Source organism: Mesonia aquimarina (assembly GCF_003667275.1).
Taxonomy (GTDB): domain Bacteria; phylum Bacteroidota; class Bacteroidia; order Flavobacteriales; family Flavobacteriaceae; genus Mesonia; species Mesonia aquimarina.
Map to the genome: position 1 here is coordinate 1 of NZ_RCNV01000014.1, position 20,524 is coordinate 20,524.

The following is a 20,524-nucleotide window of genomic DNA, read 5'->3' on the forward strand; positions in this document are numbered from 1 at the left end:
CACCTCTTCCCATTCCGAACAGAGCAGTTAAGCCCGTTAGCGCAGATGGTACTACTTATTGTGGGAGAGTATGTCGCCGCCTTTTTTTAAAACCCCTTCATCAATCGATGAAGGGGTTTTTTGTTTTAATAATTTATTGGCACAGGAATTGACCTTATTAAGAGGACATCTGAAAATATTTATTCAAACAATTAATAGCTAAATATATCTGTTTTATAATGACAGATTGACTAAAAATATACTATGGCCAAATCTAATTTTTTTAAAGTTGACAACATGTCACTTCAAGATTTAAATGAAGATGCAGAATTAATTCCGTTGATGACTCCCGAAGATGAGGAAGAAATTAACAGAGAGGAATTACCTGAAACTCTACCGATATTACCACTTAGAAATACAGTTTTATTTCCTGGTGTTGTGATACCTATTACTGCAGGTAGAGATGCTTCAATTAAATTGATAAATGAGGCAAATAATAGTGATAAAATAATAGGTGTAGTATCTCAAAAAGATAGTAGTGTTGAAAATCCTAGCGCAAAGGACATTAATAAATTAGGTGTTGTTGCTAAAATTTTACGGGTTTTAAAAATGCCTGATGGAAATACTACTGTAATTATTCAAGGTAAGAAACGTTTTTCTATTGAAAAGGTTTTAACAGATACTCCTTATATTACAGCTACAGTAGGAGAAGTTTCTGAGGAACGTCCGGCTTCAGATAATGAAGAATTTTCTGCTATTATTGAGTCTATTAAAGATTTATCTTTAAGAATAATTAAGGATAGTCCGAATATTCCTTCCGAAGCCTCGTTTGCTATAAAAAATATTGAAAGTGCTTCATTTCTTATCAATTTTGTTTCTTCTAATATGAATTTAACTGTAGAAGAAAAACAAAAATTACTAGAAACCAACGATCTTAAAGAGCGTGCATTATCAACTCTGAAGTTTATGAATACTGAGTTTCAGAAGTTAGAATTGAGAAACGATATTCAATCGAAAGTGCAAAGTGATATGAGTCAGCAGCAGCGCGAATATTTCTTGCATCAGCAAATGAAAACAATTCAGGAAGAATTGGGTGGTGTATCACATGAGGGAGAAATTGAAGAAATGCGTAAACGTGCGAAAGACAAAAAATGGAGTAAAGATGTACAGAAGCATTTTGAAAAAGAACTTTCTAAGATGCAGCGCATGAATCCTCAAGTTGCTGAGTTTTCTATTCAAAGAAATTATCTGGACTTATTTTTAGATCTTCCTTGGAATGAATTTAGTGAAGATAAGTTTGATTTAAAACGTGCTCAAAAGATTCTTGATAGAGATCATTATGGTTTAGAAGAAGTTAAACGCAGAATAATTGAATATCTAGCCGTTTTGAAACTTCGTAATGACATGAAATCACCAATCTTATGTTTCTACGGACCTCCGGGAGTTGGTAAAACTTCTTTAGGAAAATCTATAGCAGAATCGTTAGGGAGAGAATATGTTAGAATTTCGTTAGGAGGTTTGCGTGACGAAGCTGAAATTAGAGGGCATAGAAAAACTTATATAGGAGCTATGCCGGGTAGAATCATTCAAAGTCTTAAAAAGGCTGGCACAAGTAATCCAGTTTTTGTGTTAGATGAAATTGATAAATTATCGAATAGTCATCAAGGAGATCCTTCTTCGGCATTGTTAGAAGTTTTAGATCCTGAACAAAATAGTGATTTTCATGATAACTTTTTAGAAATGGGATTTGATCTTTCTAAAGTCATGTTTATTGCCACTTCAAATAGTTTAAATACTATTCAACCTGCATTGCGTGACCGAATGGAAATTATAAATATGACCGGTTATACCATTGAAGAAAAAGTTGAAATTGCTAAGCGTCACTTACTTCCAAAGCAAATAGAGGAACATGGACTAACTTCAAAAAATATAAAACTAGGAAAAGCTCAGCTTGAAAAAATCGTTGAGGGCTATACAAGAGAATCTGGTGTTAGAGGTCTGGAAAAGCAATTAGCAAAAGTAGTACGTTACGTTGCTAAAAGTATTGCCATGGAAGAGGATTATAATATTAAAATTTCGAATGAAGATATTGTTACTATTCTTGGTTCTAGAAAAGTAGAACTAGATAAGTACGAAAATAATGATGTTGCAGGAGTTGTAACCGGCTTGGCATGGACGCGAGTTGGTGGAGATATTCTTTTTATTGAATCTATTCTTTCTAAAGGTAAAGGAAATCTTAGTATTACCGGGAATTTAGGAAAAGTAATGAAAGAATCTGCTACTATTGCCATGGAATATATTAAGGCAAATGCGGAGGAGTTTGGAATTGACCCAAGTATTTTCGAAAAATATAATGTTCATATTCACGTGCCGGAAGGAGCCACACCAAAAGATGGGCCAAGTGCCGGAATAACTATGCTTACTTCTTTGGTTTCACTTTTTACGCAGCGCAGAGTGAAAAAACATTTGGCCATGACAGGTGAAATTACTCTTCGAGGAAAAGTATTGCCTGTAGGTGGAATTAAAGAGAAAATTCTAGCGGCAAAAAGAGCAAAAATTAAAGAAATTATCCTTTGTAAAGAAAATAAAAAGGATATAGATGAAATAAAAGATGATTATTTGAAAGGATTAAAGTTCCATTTTGTTTCTGATATGAGTGAAGTTTTAGAGCACGCCATTACCAAACAAAGCGTAAAAAATCCTAAAGAATTGAAATAACTTATAAAAAAGAGGCTGTCTAAAAAGTCTATTTCCGTCAAACTGAACTCGATTCAGGTTCTCATACTGATTTGTAATTCAGCAGGATGAGATTCTGAAATAAATTCAGAATGACGGATTTCGTAACTTTTTAGACAGCCTCTTTTTTTCGTTAATTGAAAAGTTATTTTTTAGCAGGATACCAATCCAAGATCTCTACTTTTATTTTTGGGTTATTGGTATTGATGATATTCTTAAACTTCTCTACATCACTAAATCCGTTTTTTCCTCTAAAATGATATGGGTAGACTTTCTTAGGCTTAAAATCTAAAACAGCATCTGCAGCAGCATCAACAGGCATGGTGTAAGGCAAATTCATGCAAACAAAAGCAAGATCAATATCTTCTAAGTTTCTCATCTCCGGAATATCTTCCGTATCACCCGATATATAAACTCTTTTATTATTTGCTTCAAGAATATAACCATTTCCTCTTCCTTTCACGTGAAAATCTTTTGCTTCTTCTCGTAAATTATACATAGGTATTGCTTTAATAGTAATTCCTGAAAGTAATTTTTCTTCTCCATTATTTAAGACAATTACATTTTTAGATAAGCTCTCAGGAACCTTTTCTGAGACAGCTTTGGGAACAAGTAAACTTGTTTTATTTGTAACTATATTTTTTACCGTTTCAACATTTAGATGATCTCCGTGTATATCAGTGATCAAAATTATATCTGGTTTTTCTAGGCTATTAAACGCTTTTTTTCCACCAACAGGATCTATAACAATTAATTTATTGTTTAATTTCATTGTAAACGTGGCGTGCGAAATAGGTGTTACTTCAATAGAATCTTTTGATATTTGTTCTTCTTCAGTTTTGCTTTTTACTGCAGGGCTTATTTGTTGTGTATCTTTTTGACTTTTATTTTGCTCTTTACAAGCGATCAACCCAAAAATTATAACACTAAAAAGTATAATTTTTTTCATATTTATTTTTATTAATCTAATGGTCTAATAAAGTCTGACACAAAATAGCTTAAGGATTTCCCGATAAGTGGATTATTTTCAGGAACAGCTTCGCAAAGGTGTAAATAAAGAACTTCTTGTTTTCTAGAAAGTTTTAAAAAGCTTCTAATATCGTTTACAGAAAAACCTGTGGGTCCCATAGCGCTACTATTAAAATTTTGAATGGCATCGCAATCAATTTCAAAACCGAATTGATTTCGAGCAAAGTCAAATGCTTTTTTCAGTTTTATTAATTTATCAAGAGGAGTTAGATGAAGATATTCTTCAAATAGCGTGTAATCTATTGTTTTATCTTCATTCATTCGGTTAAAAATATATTCTGGTGTATAATTTTTATGAAGTCCGACAATACTATAATGATCTAAGAATTTTTCTTTTTTTGCACAGCTAAAACCATTTCCGCTGTGGCGATAATCACAACTTCTTAAATCAGTATGTGCGTCTACATTTACAACGTTAATAGCTTTTTCTAAGGCTTTAGATGCTCCTTTAATATTCCCATAAGCATTGTTATGACCGCCACCGATAATGATTGGAATTTTATTGGCACTAATTATTTTCTCAACAACTTCAGTAACAATTGCATCAATTTTATCGACAATTATTCCTAGTTTTTCAAATGGATTTTCTCTTTCAGCTAAAACTACTTCAGCATCTTTTAGGAAAGCTTGACAATTAACTTCACCTAAAAGAATACAATTTTCTGGTGTGTTGTAATGATTTGCTTGAATATTTAAAAAAGAATCGAGAAAACTTTTCCAAGCATTTTTGGTGCCCGGTTTTCCGTGATTTGCTTGAACTCCAATATCTTCCGGTATTCCGAAAATAACGAAATCTGCTTCTTTATCTTCTAATTCTTCAAAAGAATTTATTAAGCTTATTTTTTCGCCAAGCTTCACTTCACCTTCTCTTTTATTCAGATGATTTTCTACAAGTAAGCTGTTATATAAAGTGAAATTTTCCATAAATAAATTTTAAAGGATAGTTTTTCCGCCAAGAATAACCTGGTCTATATTGTTGGTTCCAAATGCATAAGGAAGAAAACCATAAGAAGGGATTTCTTTTGTAATGATAAGGTTTGCTATTTTTCCTTTGGTAATACTTCCGTGAGTGTTGCTGAGTTCTAAAGCATAAGCCGCATTTATAGTAGCTGCATTTATGGCTTCTTCCGGAGTCATATTCATCTTAATGCATGCTAATGAAACTACTAAATTCATATTTCCACTTGGTGTACTTCCTGGATTGTAATCGGTTGCTAAGGCTAGAGGTAAATTTGCATCAATAATTTTTCTTGCGGGAGTGTAAGGAATTCCTAGAAATAATGAACAAGAAGGAAGAGCCACAGGCATTGTTTCTCCCTGTTTTAAGTGCTCAACATCATCATCTGTTAAGACTTCTAAGTGATCAACGCTAAGAGCTTGATGTTCTACACCGGTTTTTATTCCACCAATTGCATTGAATTGATTTACATGAATTTTTCCTTTTAAGCCATAATTTTTTCCAGCGGTTAAAATACGTTCAGTATCTTCTATGCTGAAATATCCATCTTCACAAAAAATATCAATATAATCTGCTAGTTTTTCTTCAGCAATTTTTGGCAACATTTCTTCTATAATGTGCGTAATATATCTTGTTCTATTTCCTTGAAATTCAGGTGGTACTGCGTGAGCACCTAAAAATGTTGTCTTAACTGTAATAGGATGTTTTTCTTTCAATTTTTTGGCAACACGAAGCATTTTAAGTTCAGCTTCGGTTGTTAAACCATAACCCGATTTAATTTCAATAGCGCCGGTGCCTAATCTTATAACTTCTTCAAGCCGCTTTAGAGATTCGTTAAAAAGTGTTTCTTCTGTGGTTTCTTGTAATTTTTTAGCACTGTTTACAATTCCGCCACCTTTTTTTGCTATTTCTTCGTAAGTAAGTCCGTTAATTCTATCAACAAATTCTTGCTCTCTGTTACCGGCATAAACCAAATGTGTGTGTGAATCTACCCAAGATGGCAAAACAAGTTTACCTGTAGCATCAATCTCTTTATCGTAATCTATTTTTGGCATATTTTCCATACTGCCAAAACCTTCTATTTTGTCTTGATTTATAACTAGCCAAGCATTTTTTATACTTGGTAATTTCTTCATTTCTTCACCAACAACTTTAGAAATTTCTTTAGGTCTAACTTGAAGAAGCTCCTTTATGTTTGTAATTAGTATTTTCATTGAATTTTTTCTTTTTCAGATTACGTAAAGATATAAAATGGCTTTTAAATATCAGGTATTTTTATCGGCTTAAAGCCTATGAATAGTGTTAATATAATTAAAAATTATTGATGATTATTTCAACTATAAACAAAAGCTATTTAGGAATAAAAATTAATAAGTGAAATATTTCGCTGAGAAGAGAGATATATTATATTTTTGAATCGAAAAAGAAATCAATTTAACTTTAAAAAATAATAGAATTATGTCATTTGTAGGAAAAAAATTCCCAGATTTAAAAGTAAACGCAATGAATGAAATGGGCGATACTTTTACAATCAACGTATTAGAAGAAGCTCAGAAAAATAACAAGAAAGTTGTGCTTTTCTGGTACCCAAAAGACTTTACATATGTTTGTCCAACAGAATTGCATGCATTCCAAGAGGCAATGTCTGAGTTTGAAAAGAGAAACACAATGGTAATTGGTGCTTCTTGTGATACTGCTGAAGTTCACTTTGCTTGGTTAAGCACTTCTAAAGATAATGGAGGAATTGAAGGTGTAACTTACCCAATTCTTGCAGATTCTAATAGAAATTTAAGTTCTCGTTTAGGAATCTTAGACGTAGAAAATGAGCGTTACGATGACGAAACAGGACACATTACTGTAGACGGAGATAATGTAACTTACCGTGCTACTTACTTAATAGATGAAGAAGGTACAGTATTTCATGAAAGCATAAACCATATGCCATTAGGACGTAATGTAAATGAATTTATTAGAATGGTAGATGCTTATTCTCACGTTCAAAAGCATGGAGAAGTTTGTCCTGCAAACTGGGAAGAAGGAAAAACTGCTATGGAAGCAAACAGTAAAGGAGTTGCTTCTTACCTATCTGCAAACTAAGAGAAAAGTTTTTAGAAAAGAATTATATTTCCGGTAGTTCGCTGCCGGAAATTACAACCAAAAAAAATTGCTATGATTAAAGAATTAGAAAAAGATAACTTGTCAGAAATTGTATCAAATAACGAAACCGTTGTAGTACAATATATGGCGGGCTGGTGCGGTAATTGTCGCTTGATGAAACCAAAATTTAAAAAATTGGCTTCAGAGAATGAAAATACCACATTTATTTTAGCTGATGCTGAAAAATTTCCTGAGTCAAGAAAAATGGCAACTGTAGATAATTTACCAACTTTTGCTACTTTCAAAAATGGGAATTTTGTAAAACAAGTCCAAACAAATAAATTAGAATCTTTAAAAGAAATTGTAGATGAAGTTACCAGTAATTAGACATTTGCAGAAAAATAATGATGCTAAAAAATTAGAACATACTGTAGAAGTATTAGAGTCTTTTACCGAGCATCGATCTGTAAAAGATGAAGAAATGGATGTTATTGGAGAACTCATTACAAATATTTGTGGAGCCATTGAAGTTCATAAAATGATAGATGATGGCGTGCCAGAAAGAGATGCCGCAAATAACTTTGTAAAAAAAGTAACGGGTTCTATAGATAAATAATCACCCATAAAAATTCTATAAATTATGCGGGTTGCTTTTCAGCAACCCGTTTTTTATGTTTAATTTAGGGCTGTTATTTTCTTTTAAAATTATATTATGGCTACAATAAAAATGAATGGAAAACCAATACAAACTCTTGGAGAGTTACCCAAAATTGGAGAAAAAGCTCCAGATTTCACCTTAACCGATACCAATTTACAAACAAAAACATTATCAGATTTTAAAGGTAAAAGGATTATACTTAATATTTTTCCGAGTATAGATACCGGAGTTTGTGCAACTTCCGTTAGAAATTTTAATAAAAGAGCAAGTGACTTAAAGAATACAGAAGTGTTATGTATTTCAAGAGATTTGCCTTTTGCTCAAAAACGATTTGTAGACGATGAAAATTTAAGTCGAGTAACTAATCTTTCTGATTATAAAGATCATACATTCGGAAAGGATTATCAACTGGAAATTACCGAAGGTGTTTTTACAACTTTATTATCTCGTGTTGTTATGGTTGTTGACGAAAACGGAAAAGTTTTGTACACAGAGCAAGTCAAAGATATTGCTGAAGAACCTGATTATTTAGCAGCTTTAAAAATTCTTTTATAATGAAAAACAGCTTTTTAGGAAAACGCTTTTATGGAGGTGTTTATGCTATTAAAGGTGCTTTTTTGTTGTTAAAAACAGAAGCTAGCATTCAAGTTCAAGCTGTTATTGCAATTTTAATGACAGTTTTGGGCTTTTATATGGAAATATCTACTATAGAATGGATTTTGCAGATCTTAGCTATCGGTTTAGTGATGAGTTTAGAAGGAGCAAACACGGCCATTGAAGAAATAGCAGATTTTATTCATCCAGATTTTCATCATAAAATTGGACTTATCAAAGATTTAGCGGCAGGCGCTGTTTTTTTTGCCGCAATTACAGCGGTAATTATCGGGCTTGTCATTTATATTCCTTATTTTGTGCAATAATTTTAGCATATTAAAGCCTAAAAATTAATTGCTAAAAACTAAACTGAATTTGTACTTTTGCTTACAATCTAAGCCAATTGAATGCCGAAGAAAAAATCAAAATCAAAAAAAATAAATAAGCCAAATTTTAAGGCAAACCTTAAACTTACCCGAAAACAAAAAGTCCTTTTAGGAGGATTTTTAATGCTTTTAGGGCTAGGGCTTTGCATTGCTTTTGTTTCTTTTTTATTCAACTGGAAAGCAGATCAAAGCACACTCGGTCAGCTAAGTGATAGAAGTGTGGTTACTAAAAACTGGCTTAGTAAATTTGGAGCAGAAATCAGTAACTTTTTCATCTATCAAGGTTTTGGTATTGCCGCATTTAGTTTAGCGGTTTTAACCAGCTTAACGGGTGTTTATTTATTTTTTGGATTGAAAAATGAACCGCTCAAAAAATTCTGGTTTTGGGGAATTTTAGTTATGATTTGGTTTTCTTGCGTTTTTGGTTTTTTTGCTGATCAAAATGCACTTTTAGGAGGGATTATCGGGTTCGAATTAAACGACTTTCTTCAAGACTACTTAGGCTTTGCCGGAACAGTTTTGGTGTTAGTTTTTATTTTTATGACTTATCTAGTTCTACGCCTAAACATTACACCAGAATTAGTTCAAACCTACTTTAAAAAAACCAAACAAGATCTTTCAGAAGACTTTAAATCAGTTGCGAAAGAAGAAAATTCTTCAAAAGCTGAAGTAAAAAATAATACCACAGAAAACCTAAAAAAATCACCCGAAAAAACTGTAGAAAACTTTTCAGAAAATCAGTCTGAAAAAGAATCAATTCCAGAACCACCTAAAGAAAAAATTGTTATTAAGAATGAGGAAGATGAAAGCGATTTGGCAATGGAAGTGGAGACTGCTGCAGAAGAAGAGGAAATTGAAGATAATTTAAGCACCCGTTTAGTTAAAGATTTTGGTGAGTTTGATCCGAAACTAGAATTGAGCAATTATAAATTTCCTTCTATAGAATTACTGAAAGATTACAACATAGGTGGCGGAATAACAATAGATCAAGAAGAACTAGAAGAAAATAAAGATAATATTGTCAATACTTTAAAAAATTATAAAATTGAAATTGCTCAGATTAAAGCTACGGTTGGGCCAACAGTAACATTATATGAAATTGTTCCGGAAGCGGGTATAAGAATTTCAAAGATTAAAAATTTAGAAGATGATATAGCACTTTCACTATCAGCTTTAGGAATACGTATTATTGCGCCAATTCCAGGAAGAGGAACAATAGGTATAGAAGTACCTAATAAAAAAGCAAGTATTGTGTCTATGCGTTCGGTGGCGGCTTCTTCTAAATTTCAAAATGCAGAAATGCAATTACCTCTAGCCTTAGGAAAAACAATTTCTAACGAAACTTTTGTAGTAGATTTAGCTAAAATGCCACACTTGCTAATGGCTGGAGCAACTGGACAAGGAAAATCTGTTGGATTAAATTGTATTCTTACCTCACTATTGTATCAAAAGCATCCCGCAGAAGTAAAATTTGTATTAGTAGATCCTAAAAAAGTTGAACTAACATTATTCAATAAAATAGAACGTCATTATTTGGCCAAATTACCCGATACAGACGAGGCGATTATTACTGATAACACCAAAGTAATCAATACCTTGAACTCTCTTTGTATTGAAATGGATAATCGTTACGACTTGCTGAAAGATGCAATGGTTCGTAATATAAAAGAGTATAATGATAAATTTAAAGCTAGAAAATTAAATCCGGAAAACGGACACAAATTTTTGCCCTATATAGTTCTAGTAGTCGATGAATTTGCCGATTTAATCATGACTGCCGGAAAAGAGGTAGAAACGCCAATTGCTAGATTAGCACAATTAGCACGAGCTATAGGAATTCATTTAATTATCGCAACACAACGTCCGTCTGTTAATGTAATTACCGGAATGATCAAAGCCAATTTCCCGGCAAGAATTGCCTTTAGAGTAACTTCAAAAATAGATTCTCGAACTATTTTAGATGCTGGCGGAGCAGAGCAATTAATTGGCCGTGGAGATATGTTATATACACAAGGAAACGATTTAATTAGACTGCAATGTGCTTTTGTAGACACGCCTGAAGTTGAAAAAATAACCGATTTTATCGGTTCACAAAAAGCTTATCCTGATGCACACAAACTTCCTGAATATCAAGGAGAGGAAAGTGGCACAGGACTTGATATAGATATCAGCGAGCGCGATAAGCTCTTTAAACACGCAGCCGAAGTAATTGTAACCGCTCAGCAAGGTTCGGCATCTTTGCTTCAGCGTAAGTTGAAATTGGGCTATAATCGCGCCGGAAGAATTATAGATCAATTAGAAGCGGCAGGAATTGTTGGTCCTTTTGAAGGAAGTAAAGCCAGACAAGTTTTAGTGCCCGACTTAATTGCTTTAGAAGAACATTTAAATAATAAATAATTTAGAAAAAACTATGAAAAAACTAAGCGTTTTATTTTTGTTGGTATTAACCACTACGCTAACATTCGCACAAGACAATCAGAAGGCTAAAAAGTTGTTAGATGAAGTTTCTGCAAAAGTGAAATCTTATGATAATATGCAAATTGAATTTAGCTATATCTTAGAAAATACAGTAGAAAATATTAAGCAAGAAACTCGAGGCGACGTAGTTTTAAAAGGTGAGAAATACAGACTTAACCTTATGGGAACTACGCGTTTGTTTGATGGAGAAAAACTTTATACTATTATTCCTGAAGATGAAGAAGTTATCATTTCTCCGTATAGTGAACAAGATAATGATGAGATTACGCCTTCAAAAATGTTGACTTTTTATGAAGAAGGATATACCTACAAATGGGATATTACACAAAATGCAAACGGAAGAAAAATCCAGTATATAAAATTAATGCCAAAAGATTCTAATGCTGAAATAAAAGAAATTTTATTAGGCGTAGATACACAAACAAAACACATTTACAATTTGATTCAGTTACAAGAAAACGGAACAAAAGTTACTATAAAAGTAAATAGCTTTAAAACAGATCAGCCTATATCAGAAAATCTGTTCAAGTTCAATAAAGACAAATATCAAGGCTATTATATTAATCGTTTATAGGTAAACTTTCTTGAAAATACTAGATCGCTACATATTTTTCAGCTTTATAAAAACTTTTACAGCGGTTTTTGTAATCTTGATGTTCATTTTTGTTCTTCAAGGTATTTGGCTACACATTTCTGAACTTGCCGGTAAAGATTTAGATTTTATTATCATTGCCAGATTTTTGGTTTACATTACTCCAAGTTTAATTCCCTTGGTTTTGCCGCTTACTATTTTGGTGACATCCATTATGACTTTTGGAAGTTTTGCTGAAAATTATGAGTTTGCTGCCATGAAATCTTCCGGAATTTCGCTTCAACGAGCAATGCGAAGTTTAATTTTCTTTATTTCTTTTTTAAGTATTGTAGCATTCTTTTTTGCTAATAATGTTATTCCTTGGGCAGAGTTTAAATCCATAAATCTTCGTAAAAATATCTCTAAACTAAAACCGGCAATGGCAATTGTAGAAGGTGCTTTTAATGATATTGGCGATGTAAATATTAAAGTTGAAGAAAAAACTGGTGATAACGATCAATACTTGCATGATGTTATTATTCATAATAAAAAGGAAAATTTAACCGGAAATTATACGGTAATAAAAGCTAAAAAAGGCGAATTGATCGGTAGTGAAGATTCTGATATCCTCTCTTTAGTACTAAGCAATGGAAATTATTATGATGAGTTGCAACCTAAAGATTACGAGGAGCGTAAAAAAAAGCCCTATGTAAAAAGTTATTTTGATGAGTACACCATCAATATAGATTTATCAGGTTTTAATGAGGTAGATTTTGAAGATGAGCGCTATAATTATTCTTATAAAATGCTGGATGTGCCAGAATTACGAATTGCATTAGATTCGCTTTCTGAAGATTTAAATCAAGACAAAAAAAATTTTTCAGATAATTTAATCAACAGAAGCGGACTTGAAAATTTAAGCGAAACACAACTTCAGAAAAAAGACACTTCTAGGGTTAGGATAAAACCAACGTTTGATTTACCGGGAGATACAATAACCTACAATATAAAAAGTATTCGAGAATTTTACGATTCTTACACCAATAGACAACAGCAACAAATTGCTAATATCGCTTTAGGAACAGTACGTGGAACGCTTTCTAATATCAACGGAAAAAAATCTAATCTCTCAAGAAAAGCTAGTCGATTGAATAAAACTGAAATTCAACTGCACGAAAAGTTTGCACTGGCAGCAGCTTGTTTTATTCTGTTTTTTGTAGGAGCTCCATTGGGCGCCATTATTAGAAAAGGCGGATTAGGTCTACCCATGGTAGTAGCAATAATGTTATTTTTAACTTATCATTTTATAGGGATTTTCGCAAAAAACAGTGCAGAAGATGGCACGGTGAGTCCGTTTATAGCAACATGGCTTTCCACATTCATTATGTTTCCCTTGAGTATTTATCTTACCTATCGCGCTACCACAGATCAAGGATTTATCAATACCGATGTAGTCACAGAGCCGGTGAAGAAATTCTTTAGAAAAATAGGAATTGTAAAGAAAGGAAAAGATAAAAATACGAGTATTGAAATAGTTGATTTGAATAAAAATATTTCAATTAGTGAAAGTGATTTAGATTTATTTCAAACTTACGATAATAAAAAGCTAAAAGATCTTGTGAAAAATTATAAGGCTTACGATGTTTCACATGATCAGAGAATAGCTTTTTTAAGGATATTAGAGTCAAGAGGTATAACACAAGAGGATTTAAAAAAATCTGGTGAATTATTTAATAAACAGTATTCTAAGTTAGAAAACCTATTATCAACTTTAAAAATTAATTTTTTAGTAACCAATATAACTTATATACTGGTAATTATTTCCCCTATAATAACGGCAATTCTGAATAATAATTTTGATTCAGAATTAGTACTAATTATATTTTCGATTTTATCCTTACTTTTTATAGTAACTTTTTATGTTTCACTTTTTAAATTGGATAAAAATTATAGGGATATAAATAAAGTTTTAAAGAGTGATGATGATTCTTCAATTACCGTTTTTTTATTTACTGGATTAGTTTTTTATTTCCTTTTTTATTTTTATTACAGAAATCATATAAAGCTTATTAAACAAGGATTAATATCAAGATAGATTAGTACCTTTGCAGCATCAAAAAAAAGAAGTTATGGCAGAAGGAATAAAAAGCGCAGAAAATATAAAATTGAACAGCATACAAGAGGCAATAGACGATATTCGAGAAGGAAAAGTTGTTATTGTTGTTGATGATGAAGATCGAGAAAATGAAGGCGATTTTATTGCTGCTGCCGAAAAAGTGACTCCGGAAATGATCAATTTTATGGCACGTCACGGACGTGGTTTAATTTGCGCGCCATTAACTGAAGATCGTTGCGAAGAATTAGAGTTAGATATGATGGTAAATAACAATACCGTCTTGCATCATACACAATTTACAGTATCGGTAGATTTAATTGGTCACGGTTGCACAACAGGAATATCGGTTCACGATAGAGCTAAAACCATAAAATCTTTGGTAGAAGAAGAAACTAAGCCTCAAGATTTAGGGAGACCGGGGCATATTTTTCCGTTGAAAGCTAAAAATGGCGGGGTTTTAAGAAGAACCGGACATACAGAAGCTTCTGTAGATTTAGCGCGATTAGCAGGTTTAAAATCGGCTGGTATTTTAGTTGAAATTTTAAATGATGATGGTACAATGGCTCGCTTACCACAGCTTGCCGAAGTTGCTAAAAAATTCGATTTAAAATTAATTTCAATTGAAGATTTAGTTGCTTACAGAATGCAACACGATTCTTTGATTGTCAAAAAAGAAGATTTTCAAGTAGAAACTCGTTTTGGTTCTTACCGATTAAGAGCCTATAAACAGACTACCAATAACCAAGTTCATTTAGCATTGACTAAAGGTAGTTGGAAAGAAAATGAACCGGTTTTAGTTCGTGTAAATTCAACCTTGGTTAACAATGATATTTTAGGGACTCTAACCAACAATGCCGATAAAAAATTGGATGATATGTTTAAGGCCTTAAATAAGGAAGAGAAAGGTGCGGTAGTTTTTATAAATCAAGAAAATTCTACGCTTAATTTATTAAACAGGCTTCAAGAATTACGAGAAAATCAAGCTAATGGAGAGATGAAAGCTCCGCGTTTAGCAATGGACAATAAAGATTTTGGAATTGGAGCTCAGATTTTACACGATTTAGGTATTCATAAAATAAAATTATTATCTAATTCACAACAAAAGAAGCGAGTAGGGATGATTGGTTATGGTTTAGAAATTACCGAATACGTTAGTTATTAAAATCTACAATTACGTCGTCTAACGGGCGACGTACTTTTTTAAAATCTGCAAAAATGTCGTCCTCTGCTCGATAACCAATAGGAAGGATTAGTTTAGATTTTAAACCTTTATTTTTTAGCTGAAGGACTTCATCAAATTTTTTGGTGTTAAAACCTTCCATCGGGCACGCATCAATTTTCTCTGCAGCGCAAACGGTTAGCATATTTCCTATGGCTAAATAGACTTGTTTGGTTGCCCAATCTTCTTTTTCTAGTCGACTTTTCTTTCGGAAATCTTTTAGTAAAAAATCTCTAAAAGGAGCTAAAATATCATCAGGGGTTTCACGAATTTCTTTAATTCGTTTAAAATTTTCTTCAATAAAAAAATCGTCTATTTCAGTTTCAATGCAAAAAATTAAAATATGAGAAGCTGTTAAAACTTGCTGCTGTTTTGCACTATGCTCGTATAAGGCTTCTTTTGTTTGTTGATCTTTCACAACCACCAATTTTGCGGGCTGTAATCCGTATGAAGTTGGTGTTAAATTAAAGCTCTTTTTTAAAATGGTCACTTTTTCTTCAGGAACTATTTTTTCAGCATCAAATTTTTTAGTGGCATAACGCCATTCTAAGGCTTCTAAATTTGTCATAAATCATTTTTAATTCAGCAATGCAAAGATACAAATGAATAGAAGTCTAGCATAATTGAATGGATAAGAAGTTTTTATAGAATTATAAATGAAACAGTAATCTTTTAAATTGCTAGTTAGAATGCCTATCTTTAAAAAAATAAGCTTATGAAATCCTATATAATAATACTAAGCTTATTATATTCATTAACACTAATAGCACAAACTACTTCCATCCCTGATCAGCAATTTGAGCAAATCTTGATTAATGAAGGCATTGATAGCGATGGTGTTATTAATGGGCAAGTCGTGACGAGCGATATTGATACTGTATTAAATTTAGATTTAGATGAGGTTGAGGATTTAACTGGTCTGGAAGATTTTATAGCGTTAGAATCCTTAGTTTTAGATGAAGGAGGAGGACCTACTTCTCCAGACTGGCCTAATATACCTATCGATTTAACCGGGAATTTAAATTTAAAAAAGCTTGAGATTTGGTCTTACGAAGGCTTGAGTGGTCTTGACTTTACAGGTTTAATTAACTTAGAGGAAGTAAAAATATTTGAAGGCCAACACGATGTATTAACGATGTTTATTGATGAATTAGATTTAAGTACAAATGCAAAAATAAATAGAGTGGAAATTCATTTTGTAGAATATCTACAATATATAAACCTACAAAACGAGAATAATGTTAATATGCAAAATTTTGAGTTAGAAGTAGACTATTACAGTCCAAGGTCCTTGTGTATTAAAGTAGATGACGCTACAAAAGCTACGAATAATACAGCTCCTTATAATACATGGTTGCTTTCTGGTGTTGACCCTAATTTTTATGATACAGGAGAATGTAACTTGTCGTTAAAACAAGCAGAAGTAATAGAAGTCACTTTACACCCTAATCCTACAGAAAATACATTTCAGCTTCAAACGCAAGCAGAAGTACAAAAAGTGGAGTTGTTTTCTTTACAAGGAAAAAAATTAGCGCAGTTTTCTTCACAAGAAAATTATGACATTTCTTTTTTAGAGACAGGAATTTATTTTTTGAAAGTATCTACAACAAGGGGAAGTCAGACGCTACGTTTGCTTAAGCAATAAAAATTAATCTTATGAAATCCTATATAACAATACTAAGCTTATTATGTTCATTAACACTAATGGCACAAACTACTTCCATCCCCGATCAACAATTTGAACAAATCTTAATTAATGAAGGGATTGATAGTGATGGTATTATTAATGGACAAGTCTTGACGAGCGATATCAATAATGTACAAAGTTTAGCATTAAACAATGTAGAAGATTTAACCGGCCTGCAAGATTTTAATGCTTTAGAATCCTTAGTTTTAGATGAAGGAGGACAGTCACTTTCAAGCAATATAACGGTAGATTTAACAGCGAATACTAATTTGAAAGAGCTAGAAATTTGGTCTTTTGCAGGCTTAACAGACCTAGATGTAACGGGACTGAGTAATCTACAAGATATATGGATTGTTGAATCACAAGACGATGTCAATACTATGTCTATTTCAGACCTAGATTTAAGCACCAATACAAATATAGAATATGTATTACTTGGATATATAGATTCTTTTAGGCGGATAAACTTAAAAAATGGGAATAATGCAAATATGCAAGATTTTGAATTGGATATGGATTTCTTTGTTTCTATGTGGCCTACATGCATTAAGGTAGATGATGCCACAGCTGCCACGAATAATACGGCGCCTTATGATACGTGGTTGCTTTCTGGTGTTGACCCTACTTTTTACGATGCAGCAGAATGTACTCTGTCGTTAAAACAAGCAGAAGAAATAGAAGTTGCTTTATATCCTAATCCTACAGAAAATACGTTTCAGCTTCAAACACAAACAGAAGTACAAAAAGTGGAGTTATTTTCTTTACAAGGAAAAAAAATAGCGCAGTTTTCTTCACAAGAAAATTATGACATTTCTTTTTTAGAGACAGGAATTTATTTTGTGGAAGTCTCATCAATAAACAGCAGTCAGACGCTGCGTTTAATTAAAAAATAAAAATCTTATGAAAACCTTTATAAAAATTTTAAGCTTTTTGTGTTCACTAACTGTACTAGCACAAACTACTTCCATCCCTGATCAGCAATTTGAGCAAATTTTAATAAATGAAGGTATTGATAGCGATGGTACTATCAATGGGCAAGTGTTGACTAGCGACATTAATAGCGTACAAAATTTAGAGCTAAATGATGTAGCTGATTTAACAGGGTTGGAAGACTTTAATGCTTTAGAATCCTTAGTTTTAGATGAAGGAGGAGGGTTAGATTCTCAAGGTTGGCCTGATGTAATCATAGACTTAACCGCAAATACCAACTTAAAAGAATTGGAAATATGGGGTTTTATGAAATTAAATGTTCTTGATGTAACGGGATTAACTCAGCTTAAAGAATTACGTCTTGGTAATATTAGCGACGATCTTCAAGAAATGTCAATTTCTGAATTAGATTTAAGCACGAATATTAATATTGAGTATGTTGAAATAGGATTTGTAGATCCTCTGAATTACGTTAATTTAAAAAATGGGAATAATATCAATATGCAAAACTTTGCGTTGAACATAGATCATTATGGTCCAATTTCAACTTGCATTAAAGTAGATGACGCTACAAAAGCTACGAATAATACAGCTCCTTATAATACATGGTTGCTTTCTGGTGTTGACCCTAATTTTTATGAAAACGGCGAATGTAACTTGTCGTTAAAACAAGCAGAAGTAATAGAAGTCACTTTACACCCTAATCCTACAGAAAATACATTTCAGCTTCAAACGCAAGCAGAAGTACAAAAAGTGGAGTTGTTTTCTTTACAAGGAAAAAAATTAGCGCAGTTTTCTTCACAAGAAAATTATGACATTTCTTTTTTACAAACAGGAATTTATTTTGTGAAAGTCTCAACAACAAAGGAAAGTCAGACGCTGCGTTTAATTAAAAAATAGTATTTAAAAAAAAATGAATTTTTTTACACCTCGCTGATATAGCGGGGTTTTTTATGTGATTTTTTAACCTAATCAAAACCGTAATATTTTTGTTACCTTTAAAAAATTAAGTTTATGAAAAATTTCTTCTCAATTTTATGTGTTCTTTTATGTATTCCTACAAGTCAAGCACAAGTGATGATTCATGAATTAGATTGTGATTCTCCAAGTATTGACGATCAAGAATTTATCGAATTAAAATCTAACACACCAAATTATGCGCTTACTAATTTAGTTTTGGTTTTTTTTAATGGTTCTTTTAGTGGAGGGAATAAAAGTTATTTTACCATCGACTTAGATAATTACACAACTGATATCAACGGAATTTTTTTAATAGGTAGTAGTTCAGTTTCTCCTAGCCCACAGTTGCTCATTCCGCCTAACGTAATTCAAAATGGTGTCGATGCAGTCGGGCTTTATCAAGCTTCGGCGGCAGATTTTCCAGACGGTACTTTAGCTACCACTACAAATTTGATTGATGCCATTGCATATGATACAAGCGATGCAGATGCAACGAGTTTAATGAGTTTATTAGGTCTTACAAATCAACTTAATGAAGATAAAAATAATAATAAAGACACTGAATCTATTCAACAAACTACTAATGGGAATTATATAGTAACTACGCCAACACCACGAGCGATAAATGATGGCAGCGGAATTGATTTAAATGGAATTACCACAACTATTTCTGCTTCAGAAGTTACCGAGGGCGATCAATTAACAATTAGTTTTTCTACCGAACAACCCGTTGGTTCTACTTCATTAAGTTTTACCATCAGCCTAGATAACGGCACATTTAATAATGCTGATTTTTCTGGTAATACCAATATTACAATTCCTGTGGGAGCAACATCAGCTTCAACAACTATTACGTTAACAGACGACTCTGTAGATGAAGGTGATGAAGAAATGCTTATAAAAATTAACCAGTTACCTGATAAATATATTTCTTTAAACACCAATATTATTGTTAGGGTTTACGATGACGACTATACAGTTTCTCCTTTTGGAACACCTAAAAATCCTAGTTTTGGTATGGTACAATCTTCACAAACTTCAGGTTATTACAATTCTTTAGATGAAAAAGCAGACCAAAATTTAAGGCAAGCTTTACAAGATATTATTGCCGATCCCACACTTGTAAGAGCACAGACCTATGCCGATGTAATTAATATTTTAAAAGAAGCTGATCAAAATCCTGCGCATAGCAATCAAGTTTGGTTGGCATATTCTGAAAAGGGAAAACCAAAGTTAGATTTGCAAACAACTTCTGTAAATACAGGGACTTGGAATAGAGAACACACTTACCCTAGATCTCGAGGTGGTTTTTATAGTATTGAAGAAGATGAGGTAGCAGATGGGAAAAATACCTTTTGGACTACAAATGCTGACAGTCTGCGTCATGCAAATTCTGATGCGCATGCTTTACGCGCTGTTGCCGGACCGGAAAATAGTAGTCGAGGAAATCAAAATTACGGAGTTCAAGAATATGATGGACCCGTGGGAAACCTAGGAAGTTTTAAGGGTGATGTTGCCCGAAGTATTTTCTATATGGCTATTCGCTATAACGATCTATCGGTAGTAAACGGTTACCCAGATAGTAGTAATGAGGGTGAGCTTGGTGATTTACAAAGCTTGCTGACTTGGCATGAGAACGATCCGCCAGATGATTTTGAAATGAATAGAAATAATATTATTTACACTTGGCAAAAAAATAGGAATCCGTTTATAGATCAACCAGAGTTAGTTGATTATATCTGGGGAAATAAAAAAGGAGATGTTTGGGAGCAAGAGCTATATAACGATAACAATAATTTACCGGTATTAAAAATTTATCCCAATCCAACAAAAGGCACTATAAAAATTGAAGGAGTTAAGGGGAGTTATAAAGTTGCTATACTAAATTTAAGTGGTAAAAAAGTTAGATCATTCAAAGCTTCGGGTACGCTGAGTAAAAAGATAAACCTTGAGAGCGGAATATATTTTGTGCAAATTAATCAAAACTCAAAAAAAATTGTCCGTAAAATTATCGTCAAACAATAGTTTTTCAGTGCTTAATATATTTCTTTAATGATGATTTTTATGTTTTATTTATCATTTCTGATTTAGTAAATAAGTTATATTTGGTTATTACGTTCTAATAT

At 32.4% G+C, this 20,524-nt stretch carries 18 protein-coding genes and 1 rRNA gene; 15 read left to right on the plus strand and 4 right to left on the minus strand.

From position 1 onward, the window contains the following. Together rrf and lon are read left to right on the plus strand one after the other, a co-directional pair. A 5S ribosomal RNA gene (rrf, locus tag D9R05_RS14365) occupies positions 1-85 on the plus strand; the annotation flags it as partial. A gap of 158 nt (positions 86-243) precedes the next feature. Further along, entirely contained in the window at positions 244-2,697 is a 2,454-nt protein-coding gene (gene lon / locus D9R05_RS14370) for an endopeptidase La (protein WP_121667927.1), read from the plus strand. A 163-nt stretch (positions 2,698-2,860) separates the two neighbouring features. Here the strand turns inward: lon and D9R05_RS14375 are convergent, their stop codons facing one another. From D9R05_RS14375 to hutI, 3 genes are read right to left on the minus strand one after another with little or no spacing between them, the layout of a single operon-like run. Then, positions 2,861-3,664 (minus strand): MBL fold metallo-hydrolase, encoded by an 804-nt coding sequence (locus D9R05_RS14375; protein WP_121667928.1) that lies wholly within the window; start codon positions 3,662-3,664, stop codon positions 2,861-2,863. Between the two features lie 11 nt (positions 3,665-3,675). Beyond that, on the minus strand, positions 3,676-4,668 hold the full coding sequence (locus tag D9R05_RS14380) for a formimidoylglutamase (protein ID WP_121667929.1): 993 nt from the start codon (positions 4,666-4,668) through the stop codon (positions 3,676-3,678). A gap of 9 nt (positions 4,669-4,677) precedes the next feature. After that, positions 4,678-5,916: an imidazolonepropionase gene (gene hutI, locus D9R05_RS14385; RefSeq protein WP_121667930.1), complete on the minus strand. Its 1,239-nt coding sequence runs from the start codon at positions 5,914-5,916 to the stop codon at positions 4,678-4,680. 244 nt (positions 5,917-6,160) lie between these two features. Between hutI and D9R05_RS14390 the strand changes: the two genes are divergently transcribed. The 9 genes from D9R05_RS14390 (at position 6,161) to ribB (ending at position 14,764) form a co-directional block, all read left to right on the plus strand. Continuing rightward, the gene (locus D9R05_RS14390) at positions 6,161-6,799 is read left to right on the plus strand and encodes a peroxiredoxin (protein WP_121667931.1); all 639 of its coding nucleotides are present in this window, start codon (positions 6,161-6,163) and stop codon (positions 6,797-6,799) included. Between the two features lie 72 nt (positions 6,800-6,871). Then, entirely contained in the window at positions 6,872-7,186 is a 315-nt protein-coding gene (locus D9R05_RS14395) for a thioredoxin family protein (RefSeq protein WP_121667932.1), read from the plus strand. Further along, the gene (locus D9R05_RS14400) at positions 7,167-7,415 is read left to right on the plus strand and encodes a DUF6952 family protein (protein WP_121667933.1); all 249 of its coding nucleotides are present in this window, start codon (positions 7,167-7,169) and stop codon (positions 7,413-7,415) included. The genes D9R05_RS14395 and D9R05_RS14400 overlap by 20 nt, the downstream gene beginning before the upstream one ends. A 96-nt stretch (positions 7,416-7,511) precedes the next feature. Beyond that, entirely contained in the window at positions 7,512-8,012 is a 501-nt protein-coding gene (gene tpx, locus D9R05_RS14405) for a thiol peroxidase (protein WP_121667934.1), read from the plus strand. Continuing rightward, positions 8,012-8,377, plus strand: coding sequence for a diacylglycerol kinase (locus D9R05_RS14410; protein ID WP_121667935.1), 366 nt, complete (start codon positions 8,012-8,014; stop codon positions 8,375-8,377). The genes tpx and D9R05_RS14410 overlap by 1 nt, the downstream gene beginning before the upstream one ends. 81 nt (positions 8,378-8,458) lie before the next feature. Further along, positions 8,459-10,834 carry a DNA translocase FtsK gene (locus tag D9R05_RS14415; protein WP_121667936.1) on the plus strand — a complete coding sequence of 792 codons (2,376 nt, stop codon included), beginning with the start codon at positions 8,459-8,461 and terminating at the stop codon, positions 10,832-10,834. 13 nt (positions 10,835-10,847) lie between these two features. Further along, positions 10,848-11,489 carry a LolA family protein gene (locus D9R05_RS14420; protein WP_121667937.1) on the plus strand — a complete coding sequence of 214 codons (642 nt, stop codon included), beginning with the start codon at positions 10,848-10,850 and terminating at the stop codon, positions 11,487-11,489. A gap of 10 nt (positions 11,490-11,499) precedes the next feature. Next, entirely contained in the window at positions 11,500-13,581 is a 2,082-nt protein-coding gene (locus tag D9R05_RS14425) for an LptF/LptG family permease (RefSeq protein ID WP_121667938.1), read from the plus strand. Between the two features lie 34 nt (positions 13,582-13,615). After that, entirely contained in the window at positions 13,616-14,764 is a 1,149-nt protein-coding gene (gene ribB / locus D9R05_RS14430; protein ID WP_121667939.1) for a 3,4-dihydroxy-2-butanone-4-phosphate synthase, read from the plus strand. Here ribB and D9R05_RS14435 read toward each other — a convergent pair. Next, on the minus strand, positions 14,754-15,389 hold the full coding sequence (locus D9R05_RS14435; protein ID WP_121667940.1) for an NAD(P)H-dependent oxidoreductase: 636 nt from the start codon (positions 15,387-15,389) through the stop codon (positions 14,754-14,756). The two genes, ribB and D9R05_RS14435, sit on opposite strands and share 11 nt — an antisense overlap. 147 nt (positions 15,390-15,536) lie before the next feature. Between D9R05_RS14435 and D9R05_RS14440 the strand changes: the two genes are divergently transcribed. The 4 genes from D9R05_RS14440 to D9R05_RS14455 all read left to right on the plus strand — a co-directional run bounded on the left by D9R05_RS14440 (position 15,537) and on the right by D9R05_RS14455 (position 20,423). After that, positions 15,537-16,466: a T9SS type A sorting domain-containing protein gene (locus tag D9R05_RS14440; protein WP_121667941.1), complete on the plus strand. Its 930-nt coding sequence runs from the start codon at positions 15,537-15,539 to the stop codon at positions 16,464-16,466. Positions 16,467-16,477: 11 nt separating this feature from the next. Further along, positions 16,478-17,401 (plus strand): T9SS type A sorting domain-containing protein, encoded by a 924-nt coding sequence (locus D9R05_RS14445; protein WP_121667942.1) that lies wholly within the window; start codon positions 16,478-16,480, stop codon positions 17,399-17,401. Positions 17,402-17,408: 7 nt separating this feature from the next. Beyond that, entirely contained in the window at positions 17,409-18,338 is a 930-nt protein-coding gene (locus tag D9R05_RS14450; protein WP_121667943.1) for a T9SS type A sorting domain-containing protein, read from the plus strand. Positions 18,339-18,452: 114 nt separating this feature from the next. After that, positions 18,453-20,423, plus strand: a complete 1,971-nt coding sequence (locus D9R05_RS14455; RefSeq protein ID WP_121667944.1) for an endonuclease — start codon at positions 18,453-18,455, stop codon at positions 20,421-20,423. Positions 20,424-20,524: the final 101 nt, after the last annotated feature.

Coding starts and splice junctions, on each gene's coding strand:
- D9R05_RS14375 (WP_121667928.1), bottom strand. CDS start 3,664: ATGAAAAAAATTATACTTTTTAGTGTTATAATTTTTGGGTTGATCGCT.
- D9R05_RS14410 (WP_121667935.1), top strand. CDS start 8,012: ATGAAAAACAGCTTTTTAGGAAAACGCTTTTATGGAGGTGTTTATGCT.
- D9R05_RS14420 (WP_121667937.1), top strand. CDS start 10,848: ATGAAAAAACTAAGCGTTTTATTTTTGTTGGTATTAACCACTACGCTA.
- D9R05_RS14400 (WP_121667933.1), top strand. CDS start 7,167: ATGAAGTTACCAGTAATTAGACATTTGCAGAAAAATAATGATGCTAAA.
- D9R05_RS14380 (WP_121667929.1), bottom strand. CDS start 4,668: ATGGAAAATTTCACTTTATATAACAGCTTACTTGTAGAAAATCATCTG.
- D9R05_RS14440 (WP_121667941.1), top strand. CDS start 15,537: ATGAAATCCTATATAATAATACTAAGCTTATTATATTCATTAACACTA.
- lon (WP_121667927.1), top strand. CDS start 244: ATGGCCAAATCTAATTTTTTTAAAGTTGACAACATGTCACTTCAAGAT.
- D9R05_RS14395 (WP_121667932.1), top strand. CDS start 6,872: ATGATTAAAGAATTAGAAAAAGATAACTTGTCAGAAATTGTATCAAAT.
- hutI (WP_121667930.1), bottom strand. CDS start 5,916: ATGAAAATACTAATTACAAACATAAAGGAGCTTCTTCAAGTTAGACCT.
- tpx (WP_121667934.1), top strand. CDS start 7,512: ATGGCTACAATAAAAATGAATGGAAAACCAATACAAACTCTTGGAGAG.
- D9R05_RS14455 (WP_121667944.1), top strand. CDS start 18,453: ATGAAAAATTTCTTCTCAATTTTATGTGTTCTTTTATGTATTCCTACA.
- D9R05_RS14390 (WP_121667931.1), top strand. CDS start 6,161: ATGTCATTTGTAGGAAAAAAATTCCCAGATTTAAAAGTAAACGCAATG.
- D9R05_RS14445 (WP_121667942.1), top strand. CDS start 16,478: ATGAAATCCTATATAACAATACTAAGCTTATTATGTTCATTAACACTA.
- D9R05_RS14415 (WP_121667936.1), top strand. CDS start 8,459: ATGCCGAAGAAAAAATCAAAATCAAAAAAAATAAATAAGCCAAATTTT.
- D9R05_RS14435 (WP_121667940.1), bottom strand. CDS start 15,389: ATGACAAATTTAGAAGCCTTAGAATGGCGTTATGCCACTAAAAAATTT.
- ribB (WP_121667939.1), top strand. CDS start 13,616: ATGGCAGAAGGAATAAAAAGCGCAGAAAATATAAAATTGAACAGCATA.
- D9R05_RS14450 (WP_121667943.1), top strand. CDS start 17,409: ATGAAAACCTTTATAAAAATTTTAAGCTTTTTGTGTTCACTAACTGTA.